The sequence below is a fragment of the Halorubrum zhoui genome (assembly GCF_051194155.1).
Classification (GTDB): domain Archaea; phylum Halobacteriota; class Halobacteria; order Halobacteriales; family Haloferacaceae; genus Halorubrum.
This window is the reverse complement of the sequence record NZ_JBLZNJ010000002.1, coordinates 279,902-298,787: the sequence shown is the minus strand read 5'-3', so window position 1 is coordinate 298,787 and position 18,886 is coordinate 279,902. Positions and strand designations below refer to the sequence as shown.

Sequence of the window (18,886 nt, the reverse complement as noted above, 5' to 3'; positions counted from 1 at the left end):
GGCAGGTCGGCACGCTCACTCGACCGTATCGTCCGACAGCGACCAGTCGTCTTCGGCTTCGCTCGCTCGCTCGTCGGCCGGCAGGCGGCCGTGTCGGTACAGCGACTCCAGACTCTCGAGGGTGTGGGTCACGTCGTACGCCTCGACTGCCGCCCGGGTGTCCCGCTCGGCCGTGAGACACGACTCGATGGCGTCGGCCATCGCCTCGAGGTCGCCGTGGGCGTACCGCGCGCCGTTTTCTGGACCGATGGTCTGATCGAATGGCGGGACGTCGGCCGCAACGACGGGCGTCCCGCAGGCGTTCGCCTCGAGCGTCGACAACCCGAGCGTGTCGCCCGTCGAGGCGGTAATGAAGGCGTCGAGTGACGAGTAGAAGGTCGGGAGGTCTTCGCGTGGAAGAAAGTCACGGAGCTCGACGTTCGCGGGCGCCTCGCGTTCGAGCTGGTCGCGTCGGGGACCCTCGCCGACCACGACGAATTGGTACTCGTCGAGCCGCTCGGCGACCTGGAGCACGTGTTCGACGTGCTTTTCGAGACTGAGCCGACCGCTGTAGCCGATCACGGTCGCTTCGGAGTACCAGTCGGTCGCCGTCGGCTCGAAGAAGTCCGTGTCGATGCCGACGGGTAGGGGGACGTGTTCGACGTCCCGGTCGATCCGCGCGGTCGAGGCGGTCACCACGTCGAAGCTCGCGAGCAGCGCGGTCTCGAGTGGGACGTACAGCCGCGAGAGCGCGCCTGCGATCGCCTCGCGCCCGACGCTCTGCTCGAAGTACTCCTCGATCGGGGTGTGGTGCGTGTAGATCGCGGGCAGGTCGTTCGCGTATGCGTAGTAGCGGCCGAGCAGGCCGACCGGCGCGGGCCCGTGACAGTGGACGACGTCGAGGTCGGGCAGCGACGACGGCCGGCGGAGCGTCGGGACGCGGTACCCCCGATAAAACGGGTTCGGCAGCGACCGGACGGGGAGTTCGTGCGGGCCCGGTTCGTAGTCACCGTCTGGGTAGACGACGAACACCTCGTGACCCCGGGATTCGAGCTCCGCCCGCCAGAGGTCGATCGTGTAGGTGACGCCGTCGATCCCCGGAAAGTAGCTGTCGGTGAAAAAGCCGATCCGCACTCACACCACCTCCGCGTAGAGGTCGGCGTAGTCGTCCGCGAGCGTCTCGAGGTCGAACGCCTCGCTGCGGACGGCCGCGTTCGCCCCGAGCCGATCGCGCAGCGCCGGGTCGGTGAGCGCGTCGAGTGCCTCGACGACGGCGTCGACGTCGGCGTCGGCGTCGACTTTCAGACACTCCTCGCCGTCTTCGAGCCACGCGAACGGCTCGATGTCGCGAACGAGCGCGGGCGTGCCGGCGGCCATCGCCTCGAGGAGTGCAATCCCCTCGTTTTCCTCGTGGGTCGGGAACAAGAAGACGTCGCCGGCGGCGTACGCGCCGCGGATGTCTTCGACGTAGCCCGTGAAGGTGCAGTTGTCGGGGGCGGTGTCGATGAGCCGGGTGGTCTCACGCCCCTTCAGCGAGCGGTCGAGCGGGCCGAACCACGCGAAGTCGAGGTCGGGTCGGCGCCTGGCGGCTTCGACGAACGTCTCGAGGCCCTTGCGTTTGATCACGTGGCCGACGAGAAAGACGACGGGTGGGGAGAGGTCGTAGCGGTCGAGGTACTCGTCGCGAAGCGCGTCGGCACCCGCGAGTTTCTCGTGGTCGACCCCGTTCGAGATGACGCGAGTCGGCACGTCGGTGTAGTCGGCTATCACCTCACGGTTGTACGTCGACGGGCAAACGAGCGCGTCGGCGTGGCCGTACGCCCACGCGAGGTACGGCCGAAGCGGACGCGCGAGTGCGTTCGTGAACCGGAAGCTGTCGCCGAAGTCCTCGGCGGTCACGTGGGTGTTCGCGACGACCGGGACGCCTCGGGCGGCCGCGCGCTTCGCGTACCACACGGATCGCGGGCCCACGAGGTTACAGTGGAAGACGTCCGCGTCGAGCGTCGGCTCGGTCGTGTAGGCGACGTCGAGGTGTTCGAGCATCGTCCGTTGGTGGGCGACCGACTCACGGATCCCGCCGGTGACGTGGGCTTCGAACTCCAGGTAGTGGCTGACCCTCATCGCGGCCTCATCGGCTCACGCCACGTCGAGCCACGGCACCTCCACGAGCGGGGGGATGTGCGTCTCGATGTGGTGTTCCCAGACGCCCTCTTCGCCGAACGCCTCGCCGTGGTCCGCGGTGACGACGACGTCGCCGTCGAGGTCGTCGACGAGGTCGGCTATCGACTCGAGTGCGATCCGGAGGTTTGCTTCGTACAGCTCCAAGGCGGCGACGCGGGTCCCGTTCGAGAGCAGCTCTTTCGGGTCGAGTTCCAGCCAGAGACCAGCCTTCTGGGCCATCTCGCTGTCTTCGAGCCGTGACTCGATCTTCGGGCGGATGGTGTCAGAGAGGGCGGCGAGCGTGCCGTCGTCTTGAGCGTCGGTGCCATCCTCGTCGGCGGCCTCGCCTTGGGCTTTGATCCCCTTCTGGATCTGTTTGAGCTTCCCGCCGGAGCCGTAAGAGAGGTACGGAGCGTGCGGCTGCATGTAGTGGAGGACGGTGCGGTCGGCGCGGGCGACGGCGGCGGACTCCTCGCGGAACGCGGCTTCGATGCCAGACGGTGGGACGGTGCCGAGGTCGTCGTCCCAGTGGGTCTGCCAGACGTCGAAGATGTCGGTGATGTGGTCGCTCGCGGTCCACTCGTAGTCACAGCTCGCGCCCCACTTGAGCTCGTTGAGGGGAATTCCGAGGTCGTTGATGAACGGGTTCCCGGAGAAGTACGCGATGTCGTGGTCGCCGGTGAACGTCTTCGAGGCCCACTCGGGCGTCGACGAACCGACGCTCTGACGCTTCTCGAGGGTGCCGTCGAGGTACTCGTCGTAGACGTCGCGGAAGACGTCGTACCGGCAGGCGTCTAACACGAGACAGTAGTCCCAGTCGGACTCGAGAAAGCGGTGGTCGGTCATCCGTTGTGGACACGTTTTCTATCGACCGTTGTATGTGTATCGAAGTCCCCGAGACGTCGAGGTGAGCGGACGTATGGTCGGTGACCGCGTGATGGCGTCGACCCGAGACACCCGGAGACGCTGGTTGGCAACGCGTTCGCGAGCCGATTCCATACGTCCGGAGTAGCCGTGTGACCGGGACGAACCGCGGTACTCGAGTGCCACTTGGGCCACGCCCTCCCGGACCGATTCGCTCTCATACGTGTGTGGTAGGTATGTGACCGAGACGACCCGCGGTACCCGGGCGTCACTCGGGCCACACCCTCCCCAGCCGATTCGCGAGTCGCCGCCGGCGACTCGCTCATCCCTCGCACGCGCTCGTGGGCACGCTTCGCGGCCCACGAGGCGCGCGCCACCGCGAGAGTTGGCGTTCGGAGCGGGGTGCCGCACGACGTGGGTGTCACCGTCTGTCAGTCGTCTGCGGCCACCGGATCCGGACGGTACGCCTCACTTATCCGCTTCCAGCGGCCGGACCGGAAGCGCCAGTAGTTGATCGACGCGGGGATCGACGTCTCGGCGAGGAACGCGAGGTAGAGCCCCCACAGGCCGAGTGCGGTCGTCGCCCCGAGGTACGCGAGCGGAATGGCGACGAGGAACATGCCGACGAACTGACTCGCGAACGGAACGGTGGTGTCGCCGGCCGCGTCGAGCGGGCCCGCAGCGCCCCCAGAGACGCCCTGAAAGACGACCGCGATACAGGCCGCGTAGACGAGGTCCACGGCGATCGGTACCTCCGGACCCGTCGGGTCCTTGACGAACAGGGCCACGACGTCGGGCGCGACGACGGCGACGAGTCCGGCGCTCACGAGGTACGTCCCGACGGAGAACCGAATGATGTCGCGGGCGTACGCCTCGGCTTCGGCCGGGTCCTCGGAGCCGAGCGCCTGCCCGACGAGACTCGAGGACGCCAGCCCGAACCCCCAGCCAGGCGTGTTCATAATGCCCCAGATCCGACGGGCGATCACGAACGCGGCCACGGTCGTCTCCCCGAAAATATCGAGCACGAACAACATCGGGAACTCCGCGGCGACCCAGACGAGGTTGCGCGCGCCGACTGCGAGTCCGATCTCCACGAGATCAGCGAGCATCTCACGGTTCAGATACGACCCGAACGGGTCGATCGCGACCGGGAACGCGCCGAGCACGGGAAGCCGCCCGCGCACGATCCCGAGCGCGAACGCGGCTGTGACCGCGAGGTTCGAAACGACGGTCCCGAGCGCTGCGCCCTCGACGCCCCAGCCCAACCCGAAGATGAACCCCGCGTTCAACACGACGTTCGCAGCCGCCCCGCCGGCTCGGAGCTGCATCGCGGTGTACGCGTCGTCACAGCCGACGAGTACCCGACTGGCGACGAGGTTGAGTCCGGCGAACGGGACGCCGAACCCGACGATTCGCAGGTAGTCGGCGCCGTAGGCGATCGCCCGCTCGTTGCTGGAGAGCAGCGAGATGAGCTCGTGGGGAACGGCGTAAAAGACGGCCGTCACGGGGAGACTGGCGACGACCACGAGGAGCACGCCTGCGCGGACGGCGTCTCCGAGCTCCCCGAACGTCTCGGCCCCGTAGCGCTGGGAGACGAGCGCGATCGTGCCTCCGGCGGCACCCCCGCCGATCGCGAACGCGATCCCCCAGAACGGCCCGGCGAACCCAACCCCGGCGACTGCGCTGGTGCCGATGGCGACCCCGACCATCGCGACGTCGACCGCGTTCTTCGACATCCGGGCGATGCCGGTGACGACCCGCGGCCACGCCAGATCCGTCGTCCGGACCACTCGGTGGCGGTCGATGACGCCGAGTCGAGCCAGCAGCAGACCCACGGCGAGTACGACGAGGCGAATCGGATTCGGGACGGAGACCACTGAACCGATGGGACTATCGCCCACGTATCAAAGGCGTTTGCTCACGCGGCGGTCGTTTCCGGATCGACCGGGCGACCGTCCCCGGAGACGCGCGGCTCACGCACCGGAGACCAGGTACACCGAGACGACGGCGAACCCGATCCCGAGTGCCTTCCGCGCAGAGAAGCTCTCACCGAGCAACACCACTCCAATGAGCGAAGAGAAGACGAGAAACAGCGCAAAGATCGGCGTCACGACGCTCACCGGCCCGAGCGAGAGCGCCCGATACAGCGCGAGGATCCCGACCGCGAGGAAGACGCCGGCGACGAGCACGTACGACAGGTTTGGTGACCCGAGATGCACACTGAAGCCCTGATCGGTGTACCACACGACGGCGACGGCGATCCCGATGAGCAGCGTGTTGGAGACGATGACAGCGACGTCACTTGGCACGGCGTCGGGACCGGTGGTCGCGAGTCGCATGAGCGGCGACACGAATGTGTACGCGGCCATCGCCAGGATCGCGTACGGAAGGTAACTAACGTCCATACCAGTCATTTCCGTGGCGCGGGCAAGTGTGTGCCGACATCGCGGCACGGTCGACGATCACGGTCGACGATCACGTGCGGGGGTCGTCGCCGACGAGCCACGCCGGCTTCAGTACGTTTTTGCGTCGAGCCGCCGATCTGTCACGTATGGAGTCTACCGTCGACCACGTTATGATGCGCGTCGAAGACCTCGAGGAGAGCCTCGAGTGGTACCAGACGCACCTCGGCTACGAAGAGAAGGGCCGGTGGGAGGCCGACACGTTCACGAACGTGTTCCTCGGTCCGGAGTCCGTCCACGAGTCCGGCGCGCTGTTGGAGCTCACGTACAACCACGACGACCGGGAATACACGATGGGTGACGCCTGGGGCCACATCGCGGTTCGCGTGCCGGAAGACGAACTCCAGTCGTCGTACGACGAACTGCTTGCAGGTGGCGTCGAAGACTACCGCGATCCCGAGTCGTGTAACAACCGGTACGCGTTCGTCAAAGACCCCGACGGCCATGAAGTCGAGATAGTAACACGCGACCACGGTGCGAAGTGGAGTCTCGACCACACCATGATCCGGGTCGAGGACGCAGACGAGGCGCTCGGCTACTGGAGCCGAAAGTTCGAGTACGGCGAGGTGAGCCGCTGGGAATCCGACACGTTCGCGAACTACTTCGTCGAGCCCGCGGCCGCTCCCGACGAGGCGATGTCGATCGAGCTCACGTACAACTACGACGGGCGAAGCTACACGATGGGCGACGCATGGGGCCACCTCGCGGTCGCCGTCGACGACCTCGACGACGCCTGGGAGACGCTGATGGAACGTGAAGCGCCCGACTACCGCGACCCCGAGTCGTGTGACGACCGCTACGCGTTCACCACGGATCCCGACGGCCACGAGGTCGAGATCGTCACGGAGTAGCTGACGGCCAGACTGCAGCGACTCCGACGACCACGCTTCACTCGGCGTCTTCTTCGATCAGCTGAAACACGACGACGCGGTCGGGCGTTCCGTCCCGCGTCTCGACATCGGCCGAAACGTGCGTGCCCACGTCGACGTCGGCACCGTCGTCGATGCGGCCGTCTTCGCCACCGCCGACAGTACCCGGGTCGACGCCGCGGAGCACACCGGTCAGCCGAACCGGACCGAACGACGCGATCGCGGTCACGTACGGGGCGTCACCGGCGAACGACGGCGGCGGGACGTGGACCACGGAGAACGTCTTCAGGGTACCCGTCTCCGGTAGCGGCTCACGCGACAGCGTGGTCGCCCCGCACGTCGGACACGCCCGGCGCGGCGGAAGCGACCCGTGCCCGTCCGGACACACGAGTGCGTGTCCGTCGTCGTCTCGAAGCGCGTCGAGCCACTCGTTGTACCCCCCCTTGCGGTCGCTCATCGGGCCACCTCCAGCACGTGGACGACCGCACTCGCGACCGTGCCGCCGGCGTTGTGTGCGACGCCGACCCGCGCGTCCGGGACGTGCTCGCTGTTCGGGTGGTCACCGCGCAACAGTCGGGTCACCTCGACGATCTGTGAGCCACCCGTCGCACCGACGGGGTGTCCCTTCGCTTTGAGCCCGCCAGAGAGGTTCACCGGGGTGTCGCCGTCGGCAGTCGTCACCCCGTCGCGAGCGGCAGCGACGCCGGCACCCGGTTCGGCCAGCCCGAGCGACTCGATCGCGAGCACCTCTGCGATGGTGAAACAGTCGTGAACTTCCGCGAGGTCGACGTCGTCGGGTTCGACGCCAGCCGCGTCGTACGCCGTCTCCGCGGCGGCGACCGCAGCCGGCGTTCGCGTGAGGTCCGCTCGGTCCGCGAGCGCCATCCGGTCTGACCCCTGGCCGGCTCCGGTGACGGCTACCGGCGCGTCGATGTCGTTGTCGGCGGCGTACGACGCCGAGACGAGCACGATAGCGCTCGCCCCGTCGGTGATCGGACAGGCGTCGTAGAGGTGCAGCGGGTCGGCCACTGGTGGGGCGTCGAGCGCGTCTCGTACGGAGATCGGATCGCGGAACTGCGCGTACTCGTTCGGCACCGCGTTCGCGTGGTTCTTTACGGCGACGTGTGCGAGGTCGCGTCGGGTGCCACCGTGTGCTTCGAAGTACGCCCGGGCCAACAGCGCGTACGCCCCGGGAAACGTCACGCCGGCGTGAACCTCGAAGAGGTCGTCGGCGGCCATCGCGAGGCCCTCCGTCACCGCCGGCGTCTCGAGGTTCGTCATCCGTTCCATGCCGCCGGCGAGGACGACGTCGGCATCCCCGGCACGGATCGTCCGAACTGCCTCCCGTACTGCGACCCCGGCGGACGCACACGCCGACTCGTAGCGGGTGGCGGGCGCACGGATTCCCGCGGCTTCAGCCATCAACGGCGCTTGATGTCCCTGTTGTTCTGCAAGCGCGCCGATGAAGTTGCCGTAGTTGAGCCGCGCTACGTCTGCACGCGGGACGTCCGCGTCGGCGAACGCCCGCTCGGCCGCCGTCGCGAAGAGGTCCCGGCCGGTTCGGTCCGGGTGCGAGCCGAACCGCGTGAGTCCGACGCCGGCGACGCGTACCTCGGTCATACACGATCGATGACCGTGGACCCGATTTAGCTCTGCCGAAACCCGAACACCCTGCGCGGCCGACTCACCCGATGTACCGCAGGTCGTCGTCGGGAATGGCCGGACCGTCTTGCATCTCTCGGATCTTTCCGACGACCTCTTCCATCTCTTCGGCGCGGTCTTCGAGCGATTCGTACGCGAGGTCGAACTCGAGCAGCGTCGAGAGCGACTCGAGGACCGCCCGGGCGCTCTTGGGATCGACGAGGTACCCGCTCGTCTCGCCCATCAGGCACGCCGCCTCAAGCCCGCGACGGGATCCGAGTCCGAGCACGAGCCCAGAGACGCCGACGATCCCGCCGGCCGGCTCGTCGGTCCGAAACTCGACGTCGGCCTCGCGGAGCTCCGCGGAGAGCGCCTCGTCTGACACCGCGCCGAGGACGGTGTACTCCTCGACGAACTCGCCGGTCGGGACGCCACCGAGTGCGAACGCGCGCGTCGCCCCGAACGACTCGGCGACGTCGAGGAACGTCGACGTCAGCCGGTAGTGTCCCTCGTTCGACCCCGCCTGGTGGTCGCCGGTCAACACGAGTAGGTCCGATCCCCCGGTTTCGACCGCGTGAAACTCCGCACACGTGAGCGATGCGACCCCGTCGTCGCCATCGACGCTCACCTGCGGTGGGAACTCGGTCGAGTACACCCGGCGCACCAGCTCGCTGTCACACTCTTCGAGCAGGTGCTCTGCGGCGAGCTTCCCCACGTGCCCGACACCCGGGAGCCCCTCGATGAGCACCGGCTCCGCGAGTGTCGGCGTCGCCACCTCGTCGATCTCGATGTCGTCCATACCGCGTCCGTCCGGTCGGCGGTCACAAGAGCGTGGCTATTTGGACGTTCCTCGCTCGTACGGCCGGTCGTCACTCGGGGGCGTCAGAACGCGCCCGACGACGGTACTTCCCGTACCGATCCGTCGGATCGAAGGGTGCAGGTGCGCTGTTTTCGGCCGGCGCACCACAGATCGGACAGGTATCGGTGAGCGTGTACACCGGTCGGTCGTGAACGGTCTCCCATGTCGAGCACACGCGAATGTCGGATCGCATCGGGCGTTCCAGTACCGGCGTTACTCGTCGTCTTCGCGGCGTTCACGGTGGAACGCGCCAGTTCCGCCCGCGGCAGCTATCGTCTCACGGGCGCGCTCGGCGGCCGCCTCGAGCTGTGCTTCGGCCGTCTTGTAGTCGGGCGCCCGGACCGTGATCCGGTACTCCGGCGAGCCGACGTACGCCACGTCGAGGTCGACGCCGTCGGGTATCTCGCCGTTCCCTGCGGCCGCCTCGAGGGCCTCACGCACGTCGTCGACGCCCGCAGCAGCCGTCGACTCGAGGTCGACGTACCCCGTCACGTCGACGTACGGCACCGACACGTTCTCGCGGGCCGCGGCGACGATCGCCTCGGCCGCGTCCGCGTCGATGTCGGCGTCCTCGAGGGCCTCCTCTCCACGGATCGCCGCCGCCTCGAAGGCGTCGTACAGCGAGTCGTACTCGCGCAACAGGGCGTTCGCGACCGAGGTGTAGCGGTCGTCGGCGACGTCCTCACCCAGCGCGATGAGCATCCAGTTGTCGGCCTTCCGCTCGTTTTTCCAGTCCTGGATCGTCTCTTTGCGCTGGTGTTCGTTGACGTCTTTGATCGAGAGGTCGATCTGGTTCGACGACTTGTCGACCTCAAGCACCTTCGCGACGACCGTCTGTCCCTCGCGGACGTGGTCGCGAACGTTCTTGATCCAGCCGGACGCCACCTCGCTTATGTGACACAGGCCGCGCTTTTCTTCGTACTGGTCGAGGTCGACGAAGACGCCGAAGTCGGCGATCTCGTCGACGTCGCCGACCACGAGCTCACCGGGTTCGGGCCAGCCGCTGTACTTCATGAGTGGATGTGAGGCGGTTACCGTGCCTCGACGGTTTCGACGACGTCGCCCTGCAGTTCGGCGTCCCCACCCGTGGGGGTCGCGAGCGTCGTGCCGCAGACGGCACACGACACGACGGACGCGGCCTTGCCGAAGACGACCTGTTCGTTCTCACAGTCCGCACAGACGACGCGGTAGAAGCTTCCTGCCATGCTCACTCCTGGAAGGTGAGTCGGCCGGCGCGCCACCCTTCACGCATGTGTGCCTTCCCGCAGTCGCCACAGCGGTACTTGAGGTGGGTCTTCTTCGTCGGCTTGTCGCCACCGGGCACCTTCGAGTACCCGCCGGCGTTCCCGATCGTCGCGAGGGCGCGGCGCCGCTGTCGGGCGTCGCGCTTCATTCCGGTCGCGCGGCCAGAGCGCACCTTCTCGACCTCGTGCTCCTGGTGGGAGTCACAGTGCGGGCAGTACGTATTGAATCGGCGTGGCATCTCCATAGATAACTACCTTATCCCGTGATTCGACGCCGACAGTTAAAACGAGTTTGGTCTGCACCGGCCACGGGGAGCCGTGGACGGCTCCGCCTCTCACCGCTTCGACGAGACGCCCGACCGCTACAGCGTGTAGTCGTGCTCGCCGGTCTCGGTCTCCAGAAATCCGGTCAGGAGGTCGATCGTGGCGACGACGTCGTCGACGGCGGCCGTCTCGGTGACGGTGTGTAGGTACCGCGTCGGGATCGATATCGCGCCGACGGGCTTCGCGCCGTGACTGTTCTGGAAGCCCGCCGTGTCCGTCCCACCGGCCGGGAGCACCTCGTGCTGGTGGGGGATGTCGCGTTCGGTGGCGACCGCGGTCAGGCGTCGATGGACCTTCGGGCTCGTGATCACCGAGGAGTCTTTGAGCTTGATCGCCGCTCCCTCGCCGACTTCAGTCACCGCGTCCGCCGGCTCGCCGATCTGCGGGACGTCGTTGGCGACGGTGACGTCGAGGGCGATCGCTAGGTCGGGATCGATGTCCACGCCGAGCGCGTTGGCCCCACGAAGCCCGACCTCCTCTTGTACCGTCGCGGCGAAGTGGATCGTCACGGCCGGGTCCTCGACCCGTCGGGCCGCCTCGAGCATCGCGAACAGACACACGCGGTCGTCGAGCGCTTTGCCAGTCACACAGTCGCCCAGCTCGGTCAGCGTCTGGTCTAGCGTGACGAGGTCGCCGACGCTCACCAGTTCCGCGACCGCCTCGGCGTCGCGTCCGAGGTCGATGTACACGTCGGCGACCTCGTCGTCGGCCTCGCGCTGTTCGTCGGTGAGCGTGTGGGGTGGTACCGATCCGATCACGCCGGTGAGGTCCTCGTCCGCAGTGTGGATCGTCACGCGCTGGGCTCGGAGCACCCGCGCGTCGAACCCGCCGAGCGGATCGACCTGGACGAACCCCTCGTCGGTGACGTGTCGGATCATGAACCCGATCTCGTCCATGTGTGCTGCCACCGCGACGCTGGTATCGCCCGACCCCTCGAGGGTGCCGACCACGTTTCCCATCGCATCGGTCTGGACGCGGTCGACCGTCTCGTCGAGTTCGCGACGGACGACATCGCGCACGTCGTCTTCGTAGCCGGGGACGCCACAGGCGTCGGTGAGTTCACGGAGCAGGTCGTCGTCGAACGGCGAATCCATACGTGATGTTATCGGTTCCAGCGGCAAAGTATCGTAGGATTCCGTATCCGACATCGCGGCGAGCGAGCTCGCACGAGTCTGGTCGCAATCCTTTTGCGGGCGCTCTGGCCACGTGTGCACATGACAGAGGCCAAAACGGAGCTTCGTGAACAGTTCCTCGACGCGTTCGCCGGCGCAGACTTCCCCGTCGAGAGCCAGATGGACCTCGTTCCGGCGCTCCCGGACGGTCCGGCGACGCGATTCGAGGCGGGCGAGGTCAGCTTCACGGCCATGGAGCTCGCCACCAAGCTCGCCGGCGAACAAGAGTTTCCGTACGACAGCGTCGAGGCGCTCGTCGACGACGTGATGGCTGCCGTCGAGGCGAACGGACTGATCTGACCGGTGACGTGTGCTCGGCTGGTCACACGTGTCTCTGACGCACCCTACGTGAGTACGGCCGTCGACGACGCGACCAGCTCCGAGGGATTCATACTCCCAGCCGCGTTACATCGGGCGTGACCGTGGTTGGACCCAGTGGCCTTCCGCCGTGGGTGATCGCCGGCGTCGCGCTCGGAGCGGTCGCCTCGGTCGGCGTCGCACTCGTCTTCTACTTCGGCAGCCGGCTCTCCCCGCCTCAAGAAGGGCCAGGCGGAGACGGGTCCGGCGGAATCGGAGAACGCCGACACGCCGAAATACGGGCGTACTTGACGGCTATCGACGAGCAATTCCACGAAAACCACGCTGTCGATGGGGTCAGCGTCCCGTTCTACCTTCCGGCGCGGAACGTCGCGGTGACCTTCGATGCGCGCGACTACTTCCAGCTCGACGATACAGACGTCTACGCGGTGTTGTGTGAACACGAGATGCCGGGCCGTGGTCTCGGTCGACGCCTCCCGTTCGACGTCTCGGAGCCGGACCGGGCGTCGCCCGCAGGTCGGTCGGTCCCGAACCGGTCCGTCGCGGACGCCTTCGCCGAGCTCGGGCTCCCCCCGAGTGCCGACCCCGACGCGGTGAGAGACGCCTATCGCGAGCGGGTCAAAGACGCCCACCCCGACCGTGGCGGCGACGAAGAGGCGTTTCGGCGGGTACAGGAGGCGTACGCCACGGCGAGCGACCACGCCGACGGGAGCCGACCGGAACCCACCCGGGGCGGTGCACGGACGACACGACCCGGGTTCGGTCGGTGACGGCGTTCACGGTTGTTGGGCGAGGGGCGTACCTCGAGACGGCTGCGACGCTCGTGATCGCCGACACGCACGTCGGTCGCGACGAATCGTCTGCGGTCTCACTGCCGCTCGGGGCGGCGACAGACGTGCGTGAGCGGCTCGGCAGACTACTCGCCCGGTTCGACCCCGAAACGGTCGTGATCGCCGGCGACGTCGTCCACACGTTCGGTCGGGTGAGCGACCACAGCCGCGAGGCGCTCGAAGCGCTCGAGACCACGTGTAAAGACGCCGGTGCCGACCTCGTCCTCGTCGCCGGTAACCACGACGTCGGACTCACGAACGCGTGGGACGGCCCCCTCCACGACGAGTACGTCCTCGCAGACGACGGTACGAGCTCACACACGGTCGTCTGTCACGGCCACGAACTGCCGACGACGACGGCCGACAGCTACCTGATCGGACACGTCCACCCGACGATCGTCCTCGAGGGCGCCCGCCACCCGTGTGTGCTCCACGGTCGGGCGTGTTTCCGTGGCGCGGACGTGGTGTGTCTCCCGGCGTTCACCCGGCTCGCGTCCGGCGTCGTCGTCAACGACTTGACCGCCGAGGCGTTCGGCTCACCACTGGTGACCGACGCAGACGCGCTCGAACCGATCGTGTTCGACGACGACGCCGGCGAATCGCTGCGATTTCCGCCGCTCGGCGACCTCCGGCCGCTCCTGTGAGCGGACGCCTCGACCATTCATAACGAACGTTTATGACAGCCCTCCGCGAAGTGTGCCGTGCATGCAAGCAGCACGACTCCACGCGTACACCGACGACATGACCGAGGGACTCGAAATCGACGAGGTCGACCGACCGAGTGCTACAGGTGCGAGCGACGTGATAGTCGACGTCGAGGGTGCCGGCTGGTGTCAGACGGACAATCACATCATTGAGGGAATGTGGGCAGAGTACGTCCCTCAGGAGCTCCCGATGACGCTCGGTCACGAGAACGCGGGAACGGTCGTCGAGACGGGTGAGGACGTCGAACTCGTCTCGGCGGGTGACGCGGTGATCTGTCACCCGGTACAGACCTGTGGGACGTGCCGGCCCTGCCGGCTTGGCGAGACGATGTACTGTGAGAACGACGCGTTCAACGGGCTCACCACGGACGGCGGCTTCGCCGACTACCTCCACACGAGCGAGCGGTCGGTGATCCCGCTACCCGGCGGGGTCGACCCGGCCGACATCGCGCCGCACGCCGACGCCGGTATTACCGCGTATCACGCCGCGAAGAAGGCCGCCCGAGCGCTCAACCCGGGCGACCACGCGGTCGTCATCGGTATCGGGGGACTCGGCCACATCGGCCTGCAGTGTCTCGACGCGATGAGTGCCGCACGGATCACCGCAGTCGACGTGAAAGACTCAGCACTGGACCTCGCCGAACGATACGGTGCCGACGCCGTGGTCAATCCCACAGACGCCGACGTCCGCGAGGAGGTGGCGGCGATCACCGACGACACCGGCGCCGCACAGGTGCTCGACTTCGTCGGCGAGGACATGACGACCGCGTACGCGCCGGACATCACCGCGGCTGGCGGCGACCACCACATCATCGGCTACGGCGGCCACGTCCACGAGCCGGCCCAGGCGCTGGTGAACGGTGAGTTCTCGTTCGTCGGGAACATCGTCGGGCGATACGCCGAACTGCAAGAGCTCGTCGCGCTCGTGGAGCAGGGTGACGTCGACTTACACACGAGCCGATACAACCTCGACGACGTGAACACGGTCGCCGAAAAGCTCGAACACGGCGAGATCGACGGGCGAGCCGTCATCACGCCGTAGAGCCCCGAGAACCGGTCACCACTTCTGGGCGCTGGAGACGTTTCACGACGAAGAAACTACTCGGCTCGAAATAAATTTATAATCGATACGTCTCGGTGAACGTGCCCCACCACCCGTCGGTGCCCGCCAGTCCGTGGGCGGAGCGGAGTAGGAGGTCGCGTTCTTCGCTAGCGACGGCTCTCGGAGGGGGAGACACACATGAACGCTAACAATACGCTCTGGGTAACGGTGATCGTGCTGTTGGTTGTTGCTGGTGGCATGCTTGCTACAGAACTGTCTAGTGTGAGTGCAGCATCAACAGATGATATCTATCTGAGCAACTCAGGCACACCAGAACTGTTTGTGCCTGGTGACTCGGCTCACGTAATACACAGTGTCGGCATTGATACACCTGGCCCTGGCTTTGAGGATGAACTTGTCCTATTAAGCATTGATCTGTCAGTAATTCAGTCCAGAGGCGTAGATACTTCATCAGCTAGAGTAACGGCTGTTTCGAACGCGAGTTTAGTACGTCAGGAAATGTATGAATCTTCAGACGGGAACAGAAGCCTCCATATGGTAATTAACGGTACCGAATCTGAGTCAGGTATCCATATCGACCAACTCATCATAGATGGATTGTCGTCAGTGAATGCAACCGGTGGCTCTGAACTTCGGTACCCGATTGAGGTGAGCAGTCACCACACACGGCCCCGTAGCGAGCCGTTGTCAAGCGCTGCCGAATATAACTTAACTGAACAGTTTACGATTGCTGATGCGTCTGTTGACTTTAGGGATCAGGCCACCGGTTCTAGTGATCTAACCACTGGCCGACATACTATGCCTGGGGTAACGTTTGATCGGGTTAATTCAAACATCAATAGTACGATTGTCATTGGATATAAGCAAAACAACACAAACATTGCAGGTATCAAATCGTTTTCTGCTGACGATCTTAATGGGCAGCATCAGATATCGATCCCAATCCGATACCTGAATAGATTCCCAGGCCCTCAGACGGCTTACTTAATTCCTAGACAGCTGATGAACGAGAGTAATTATTCTCCCGGAGAGTTATTTCCAGATAATCTCAAACAAGAGGCAATTGTAAGTAAGACGCGGGATCTCTATTTTTCTCAGGTCGAATTTACTGATGTAGAGTATAATAATTCTAACATACGTGAGCTCAGAATTAAAAATGTCGAAGTCGATGATAGAAACAACGGAAATACCTCGTATATTCTGACGGCACATCCAGTAGATCAGAATAATAATATGTTGCAATCAGAGTATATCGGAGCCTCCGAAATAATTTCTGGAGCAAACACAGATGTTAGAATAAACCTATCAAGCAGATTTAACCGGGGTGGCCCTATTTCGCAATCCAACCGATACGCAGTCACCGTGCGACTAGTTGAAGATCGACTGGAGAATAATTCTCTTTCTCACGAGGATCTCTCTATTCTGCCAAATTCAGACACCATTCGAGGTTTTGTATCAAATGGTGTTTCCGACAGCGCGACTATATCTGTCCCTGCTCCTTCTGGTGACGTAGCCAGTTCACACACATTCGATACTCAGAGCTCGTACGATGGGAAGATTATCTACGATACTGGGTCCCTTGCTGTGAATGTAAGTGGCCAGATAGACACAGTAGAAGCTTATCGAGTAATAGACAGTGCGCACTCAGAACTAGCTGGAATAGGAACACATAACAGCGAATCATCATATATCACGTACAACACCACACAGTTCAAAACTGGTCAATATTACTTCAACAGTTCTGCTCATGAGATCAACTACACCTTTACATTTGTCAGTAGCGATGATACGTACAGCAACGTTTCATTGACCAGCTCAAGCCACACTGCTGGTGAAGTTGTCAACGCCAACATATCCGCGGATGCAAACACCACCTCTCTCGCCTTCTCACCCGTTAACGATACCGGCGCGCTCGCGACTGCGACGGTCTCGACTCCACGGTCTGTGCCGACTCCGATCGGGGTCAACACCTACGCACTCGGTGACCCGTCTCTCGCCGGCGAACTCCTCTCTGTGTCTCCCTCCACGACCGTGACGTCGGTGTCGACCACGTCGACGAATGGATCCCTGTCACCTGGAGCGTACGTCCTCACTGCTACGGCGAATCCGAGCGGTGCGACGGAGACGACGACAGTCAGCCTCGAGAACCGGTCGACGAGCAACCTGACCGTCTACGCGACGTCACGCGAGCCGACGGCCTTCGACTCACCGGCTGCGATCGCGGAGGCACGCTCGAACGGGACCCTCACACCGGCGACGACGGTGACGGACGACGACACCGTCGTGTACGCGATCGAGGCGACCGGGCTGGATGGCTACGAGGCGACGCAACCCGGATCGCTCGAGACGGGGACCGACCTAGACGAGATCGCCGGGCTCGAGTTCACCGTGTGGACCGCTCACGACACACCAACCAATCGAAGCGTCTGGACGACGGCTGCGGGGACGACGGTCGTCACTCACACCGACGGGCTGTACCTCGTCGGGAGCGTGGCCGAGACGCTCGGATCGTCGACGCACGCAGACGGGACCACGGCGTCTCTCACACCGACGTTTTCGGTGACAGACGACCGACTCCGGGGGCTCTCGGGTAGCAGTGACCCGGAAGCAGAGACCGTGTCCGTACCGCTCCGGTACGAGCCGTCGACCGCCGATGCCGACGCGACGAACACCAGCTCGTCGCCGTCGAACACGACTGGCACAAACGAGACCACCACCGATTCGTCCGACTCGAACGAGACACAACCCACCGACCCGGACGCTACCACAGGAGACACAGACTCGACGACGGACACCTCGACGCCCACCGACGGCGACACTGGTGGGAGCGCAGACGGCGACGAAAGCGACAGTACCGGGACCTCCGGCAGTAGCTCCGACGGGACGAGCGGAGATGGCGGGACGAGCGACGGGGGAAGCAGCCGTGGTGGCGGAACGAGTGGTGGCGGAGCGAGTGGTGGCGGAGCGAGTGGTGGCGGAACGAGTGGGGGAGGGAGTGGCGGTGGTGAAGACAGTGGTAGTGAAAGCGGGAGCGATGGGACGGACGCGAGCGGGACCGACGGTGGAAACACCGAGGGTGAGACCGGCAGTGGGGTCGAGGGGGGCAGTGGCAACACCAGCTCTGGTGCCGACCCAGGCAACGAGACTGGGGACGCGGGTGGCACTAGCGGTGGTACCAACGGGAGTGCCGACGGCGACGGTAGTAGCGGCGGTGCCGGCATCTCGGGCGGTGAGGCCGACGACGGCACCACGGACGGCAACCACACGCAAGGTGGCCCAGACGAAGCGGCCGGTCCTGGAGGAGGTAACGACGGTACTGGGGCGGACGCAGGCGGCAGTGGTGGCGGTGGTGCTGGCGGGAGTGGTGGTGGCGGTGGTGGTGGCGGCGGAGGCGGCGGAGGCGGCGGTAGTGGTGGTGGTGGCGGAGGCGGCAGTAGTGGTGGTGGTGGCGGAGGCGGTGGTGGTGGCGGCCAACCCGCCGATGGCACAGCCACAGCAGGTACAAGAAGCAGTGGGGAAGCGACGAACACGAGTCAGCGATCTGGCGTTCAGTCCGTGCTCACCACTCACACCACTCCCGCCGTCGATCCGAGCGAACGTTCTGTGGACGAGGAGCGACGGTCCGGGCCCGCCGATCAAGAATCCGACGCCACCTCGGAGGCCGTCTCTTCGACTCCCGACGGTGGAGAGTCACGGGCCGAGGAACTGAGCGGCACCGCTCGGTCGGACGAACTTCCGGGCTTCGAAGACGCCCCGATTCGCCGAACGGCGTACGACGTCTCTGGATTCGGTATCGTACCGGCCGTCGTCGCACTCCTCGTCGTGGCCGGAATTGCGGCGCGCATACGAGCGGAGTGAGACCGCGGCCCGTCTGACCTCCTTTCACGACGACATTGTAGGCTTGTCGCGCGTGCATGAGTTGCATCGGGATCTCTCGTGCAGGGTGACGTCAATGTCGTACGGTGACGCGGTGGGTGCGCAACTGCACGTGACACACGGTGACGTCGCGAGCAGGACATCGTGGTTCGTCGGGAGTCGACGACGGTACGCTTTTTGTACGGAGCCGCGTAGCGAGCGTCATGGGCGTCACGATTGCACCGCCGACGGAGCGAACGTGTGAACGATGTGGCCGTACCGAACACTGGGACGAAGAAGCCGACGGCTGGCAGATCGCAACCGAGGTAGGAGACGTCTACTGTATCCACCACTGGGACATCAACGGTACGTACGTGCCGATCGAACGGTGAACATACGGCGATATATATCCGAAGCCGCGCGTCGTCCGCCCAGTATTCTCTACGATGATAGTACTATCTGTCGCAGCTGGAGATATAACTGATCGATCCGTGACTGTATGTCCTGATATCCACCCCTGATGAATAATTACCTTATATTCC

The 18,886-nt window shown here is 64.9% G+C and carries 20 protein-coding genes; 7 read left to right on the top strand and 13 right to left on the bottom strand.

Features of this window, described 5'->3' with window-relative positions:
* Positions 1–15: 15 nt before the first annotated feature.
* From ACNTAO_RS03220 to ACNTAO_RS03200, 5 genes are all read right to left on the bottom strand, one after another.
* Positions 16–1,113 (bottom strand): glycosyltransferase, encoded by a 1,098-nt coding sequence (locus ACNTAO_RS03220; RefSeq protein WP_435160510.1) that lies wholly within the window; start codon positions 1,111–1,113, stop codon positions 16–18.
* Complete coding sequence (locus tag ACNTAO_RS03215; protein WP_435160509.1) at positions 1,114–2,100, bottom strand: glycosyltransferase family 4 protein; 987 nt, start codon at positions 2,098–2,100, stop codon at positions 1,114–1,116.
* 15 nt (positions 2,101–2,115) lie between these two features.
* Positions 2,116–2,985 carry a hypothetical protein gene (locus ACNTAO_RS03210; RefSeq protein WP_435160508.1) on the bottom strand — a complete coding sequence of 290 codons (870 nt, stop codon included), beginning with the start codon at positions 2,983–2,985 and terminating at the stop codon, positions 2,116–2,118.
* A gap of 449 nt (positions 2,986–3,434) precedes the next feature.
* Positions 3,435–4,880 carry an MATE family efflux transporter gene (locus ACNTAO_RS03205; protein WP_435160507.1) on the bottom strand — a complete coding sequence of 482 codons (1,446 nt, stop codon included), beginning with the start codon at positions 4,878–4,880 and terminating at the stop codon, positions 3,435–3,437.
* Positions 4,881–4,976: 96 nt separating this feature from the next.
* Entirely contained in the window at positions 4,977–5,408 is a 432-nt protein-coding gene (locus ACNTAO_RS03200; protein WP_435160506.1) for an EamA family transporter, read from the bottom strand.
* A gap of 146 nt (positions 5,409–5,554) precedes the next feature.
* Here ACNTAO_RS03200 and ACNTAO_RS03195 point away from each other — a divergent pair, with 146 nt between their 5' ends.
* Complete coding sequence (locus ACNTAO_RS03195) at positions 5,555–6,316, top strand: VOC family protein (RefSeq protein ID WP_435160505.1); 762 nt, start codon at positions 5,555–5,557, stop codon at positions 6,314–6,316.
* A 37-nt stretch (positions 6,317–6,353) separates the two neighbouring features.
* Here the strand turns inward: ACNTAO_RS03195 and ACNTAO_RS03190 are convergent, their stop codons facing one another.
* From ACNTAO_RS03190 to ACNTAO_RS03155, 8 genes are all read right to left on the bottom strand, one after another.
* Positions 6,354–6,791 (bottom strand): Zn-ribbon domain-containing OB-fold protein, encoded by a 438-nt coding sequence (locus tag ACNTAO_RS03190; protein WP_435160504.1) that lies wholly within the window; start codon positions 6,789–6,791, stop codon positions 6,354–6,356.
* On the bottom strand, positions 6,788–7,954 hold the full coding sequence (locus ACNTAO_RS03185) for a thiolase domain-containing protein (protein ID WP_435160503.1): 1,167 nt from the start codon (positions 7,952–7,954) through the stop codon (positions 6,788–6,790). The genes ACNTAO_RS03190 and ACNTAO_RS03185 overlap by 4 nt, the downstream gene beginning before the upstream one ends.
* 64 nt (positions 7,955–8,018) lie before the next feature.
* Positions 8,019–8,774 carry a proteasome assembly chaperone family protein gene (locus ACNTAO_RS03180; RefSeq protein WP_435160502.1) on the bottom strand — a complete coding sequence of 252 codons (756 nt, stop codon included), beginning with the start codon at positions 8,772–8,774 and terminating at the stop codon, positions 8,019–8,021.
* Positions 8,775–8,844: 70 nt separating this feature from the next.
* Positions 8,845–9,027, bottom strand: a complete 183-nt coding sequence (locus ACNTAO_RS03175; RefSeq protein ID WP_435160501.1) for an RNA-protein complex protein Nop10 — start codon at positions 9,025–9,027, stop codon at positions 8,845–8,847.
* A 20-nt stretch (positions 9,028–9,047) separates the two neighbouring features.
* Entirely contained in the window at positions 9,048–9,848 is an 801-nt protein-coding gene (locus ACNTAO_RS03170; protein WP_435160500.1) for a translation initiation factor IF-2 subunit alpha, read from the bottom strand.
* A gap of 17 nt (positions 9,849–9,865) precedes the next feature.
* The gene (locus tag ACNTAO_RS03165; protein WP_435160499.1) at positions 9,866–10,039 is read right to left on the bottom strand and encodes a 30S ribosomal protein S27e; all 174 of its coding nucleotides are present in this window, start codon (positions 10,037–10,039) and stop codon (positions 9,866–9,868) included.
* Positions 10,040–10,041: 2 nt separating this feature from the next.
* Entirely contained in the window at positions 10,042–10,323 is a 282-nt protein-coding gene (locus tag ACNTAO_RS03160; protein WP_053771189.1) for a 50S ribosomal protein L44e, read from the bottom strand.
* Between the two features lie 117 nt (positions 10,324–10,440).
* Positions 10,441–11,496, bottom strand: coding sequence for a M42 family metallopeptidase (locus tag ACNTAO_RS03155; protein ID WP_435160498.1), 1,056 nt, complete (start codon positions 11,494–11,496; stop codon positions 10,441–10,443).
* A 120-nt stretch (positions 11,497–11,616) separates the two neighbouring features.
* Between ACNTAO_RS03155 and ACNTAO_RS03150 the strand changes: the two genes are divergently transcribed.
* The 6 genes from ACNTAO_RS03150 (at position 11,617) to ACNTAO_RS03125 (ending at position 18,736) form a co-directional block, all read left to right on the top strand.
* Complete coding sequence (locus tag ACNTAO_RS03150) at positions 11,617–11,874, top strand: MTH865 family protein (protein WP_435160497.1); 258 nt, start codon at positions 11,617–11,619, stop codon at positions 11,872–11,874.
* Between the two features lie 116 nt (positions 11,875–11,990).
* Positions 11,991–12,662, top strand: a complete 672-nt coding sequence (locus ACNTAO_RS03145) for a J domain-containing protein (protein WP_435160496.1) — start codon at positions 11,991–11,993, stop codon at positions 12,660–12,662.
* On the top strand, positions 12,659–13,366 hold the full coding sequence (locus ACNTAO_RS03140) for a metallophosphoesterase (protein WP_435160495.1): 708 nt from the start codon (positions 12,659–12,661) through the stop codon (positions 13,364–13,366). The genes ACNTAO_RS03145 and ACNTAO_RS03140 overlap by 4 nt, the downstream gene beginning before the upstream one ends.
* Positions 13,367–13,427: 61 nt before the next feature.
* A complete protein-coding gene (locus tag ACNTAO_RS03135; RefSeq protein ID WP_435160494.1) occupies positions 13,428–14,468 on the top strand; it encodes an NAD(P)-dependent alcohol dehydrogenase in 1,041 nt (346 codons plus the stop codon).
* 1,965 nt (positions 14,469–16,433) lie between these two features.
* The gene (locus tag ACNTAO_RS03130) at positions 16,434–18,347 is read left to right on the top strand and encodes a hypothetical protein (RefSeq protein WP_435160493.1); all 1,914 of its coding nucleotides are present in this window, start codon (positions 16,434–16,436) and stop codon (positions 18,345–18,347) included.
* Between the two features lie 221 nt (positions 18,348–18,568).
* Complete coding sequence (locus tag ACNTAO_RS03125; RefSeq protein ID WP_435160492.1) at positions 18,569–18,736, top strand: HEWD family protein; 168 nt, start codon at positions 18,569–18,571, stop codon at positions 18,734–18,736.
* Positions 18,737–18,886 lie beyond the last annotated feature (150 nt).

What these genes read in the sequence shown, in the direction of transcription:
- ACNTAO_RS03215 (WP_435160509.1), bottom strand. Translation starts at nt 2,100, where the DNA reads ATGAGGGTCAGCCACTACCTGGAGTTCGAAGCCCACGTCACCGGCGGG.
- ACNTAO_RS03210 (WP_435160508.1), bottom strand. Translation starts at nt 2,985, where the DNA reads ATGACCGACCACCGCTTTCTCGAGTCCGACTGGGACTACTGTCTCGTG.
- ACNTAO_RS03200 (WP_435160506.1), bottom strand. Translation starts at nt 5,408, where the DNA reads ATGGACGTTAGTTACCTTCCGTACGCGATCCTGGCGATGGCCGCGTAC.
- ACNTAO_RS03195 (WP_435160505.1), top strand. Translation starts at nt 5,555, where the DNA reads ATGGAGTCTACCGTCGACCACGTTATGATGCGCGTCGAAGACCTCGAG.
- ACNTAO_RS03190 (WP_435160504.1), bottom strand. Translation starts at nt 6,791, where the DNA reads ATGAGCGACCGCAAGGGGGGGTACAACGAGTGGCTCGACGCGCTTCGA.
- ACNTAO_RS03185 (WP_435160503.1), bottom strand. Translation starts at nt 7,954, where the DNA reads ATGACCGAGGTACGCGTCGCCGGCGTCGGACTCACGCGGTTCGGCTCG.
- ACNTAO_RS03180 (WP_435160502.1), bottom strand. Translation starts at nt 8,774, where the DNA reads ATGGACGACATCGAGATCGACGAGGTGGCGACGCCGACACTCGCGGAG.
- ACNTAO_RS03175 (WP_435160501.1), bottom strand. Translation starts at nt 9,027, where the DNA reads ATGCGATCCGACATTCGCGTGTGCTCGACATGGGAGACCGTTCACGAC.
- ACNTAO_RS03170 (WP_435160500.1), bottom strand. Translation starts at nt 9,848, where the DNA reads ATGAAGTACAGCGGCTGGCCCGAACCCGGTGAGCTCGTGGTCGGCGAC.
- ACNTAO_RS03165 (WP_435160499.1), bottom strand. Translation starts at nt 10,039, where the DNA reads ATGGCAGGAAGCTTCTACCGCGTCGTCTGTGCGGACTGTGAGAACGAA.
- ACNTAO_RS03160 (WP_053771189.1), bottom strand. Translation starts at nt 10,323, where the DNA reads ATGGAGATGCCACGCCGATTCAATACGTACTGCCCGCACTGTGACTCC.
- ACNTAO_RS03155 (WP_435160498.1), bottom strand. Translation starts at nt 11,496, where the DNA reads ATGGATTCGCCGTTCGACGACGACCTGCTCCGTGAACTCACCGACGCC.
- ACNTAO_RS03150 (WP_435160497.1), top strand. Translation starts at nt 11,617, where the DNA reads ATGACAGAGGCCAAAACGGAGCTTCGTGAACAGTTCCTCGACGCGTTC.
- ACNTAO_RS03135 (WP_435160494.1), top strand. Translation starts at nt 13,428, where the DNA reads ATGCAAGCAGCACGACTCCACGCGTACACCGACGACATGACCGAGGGA.
- ACNTAO_RS03125 (WP_435160492.1), top strand. Translation starts at nt 18,569, where the DNA reads ATGGGCGTCACGATTGCACCGCCGACGGAGCGAACGTGTGAACGATGT.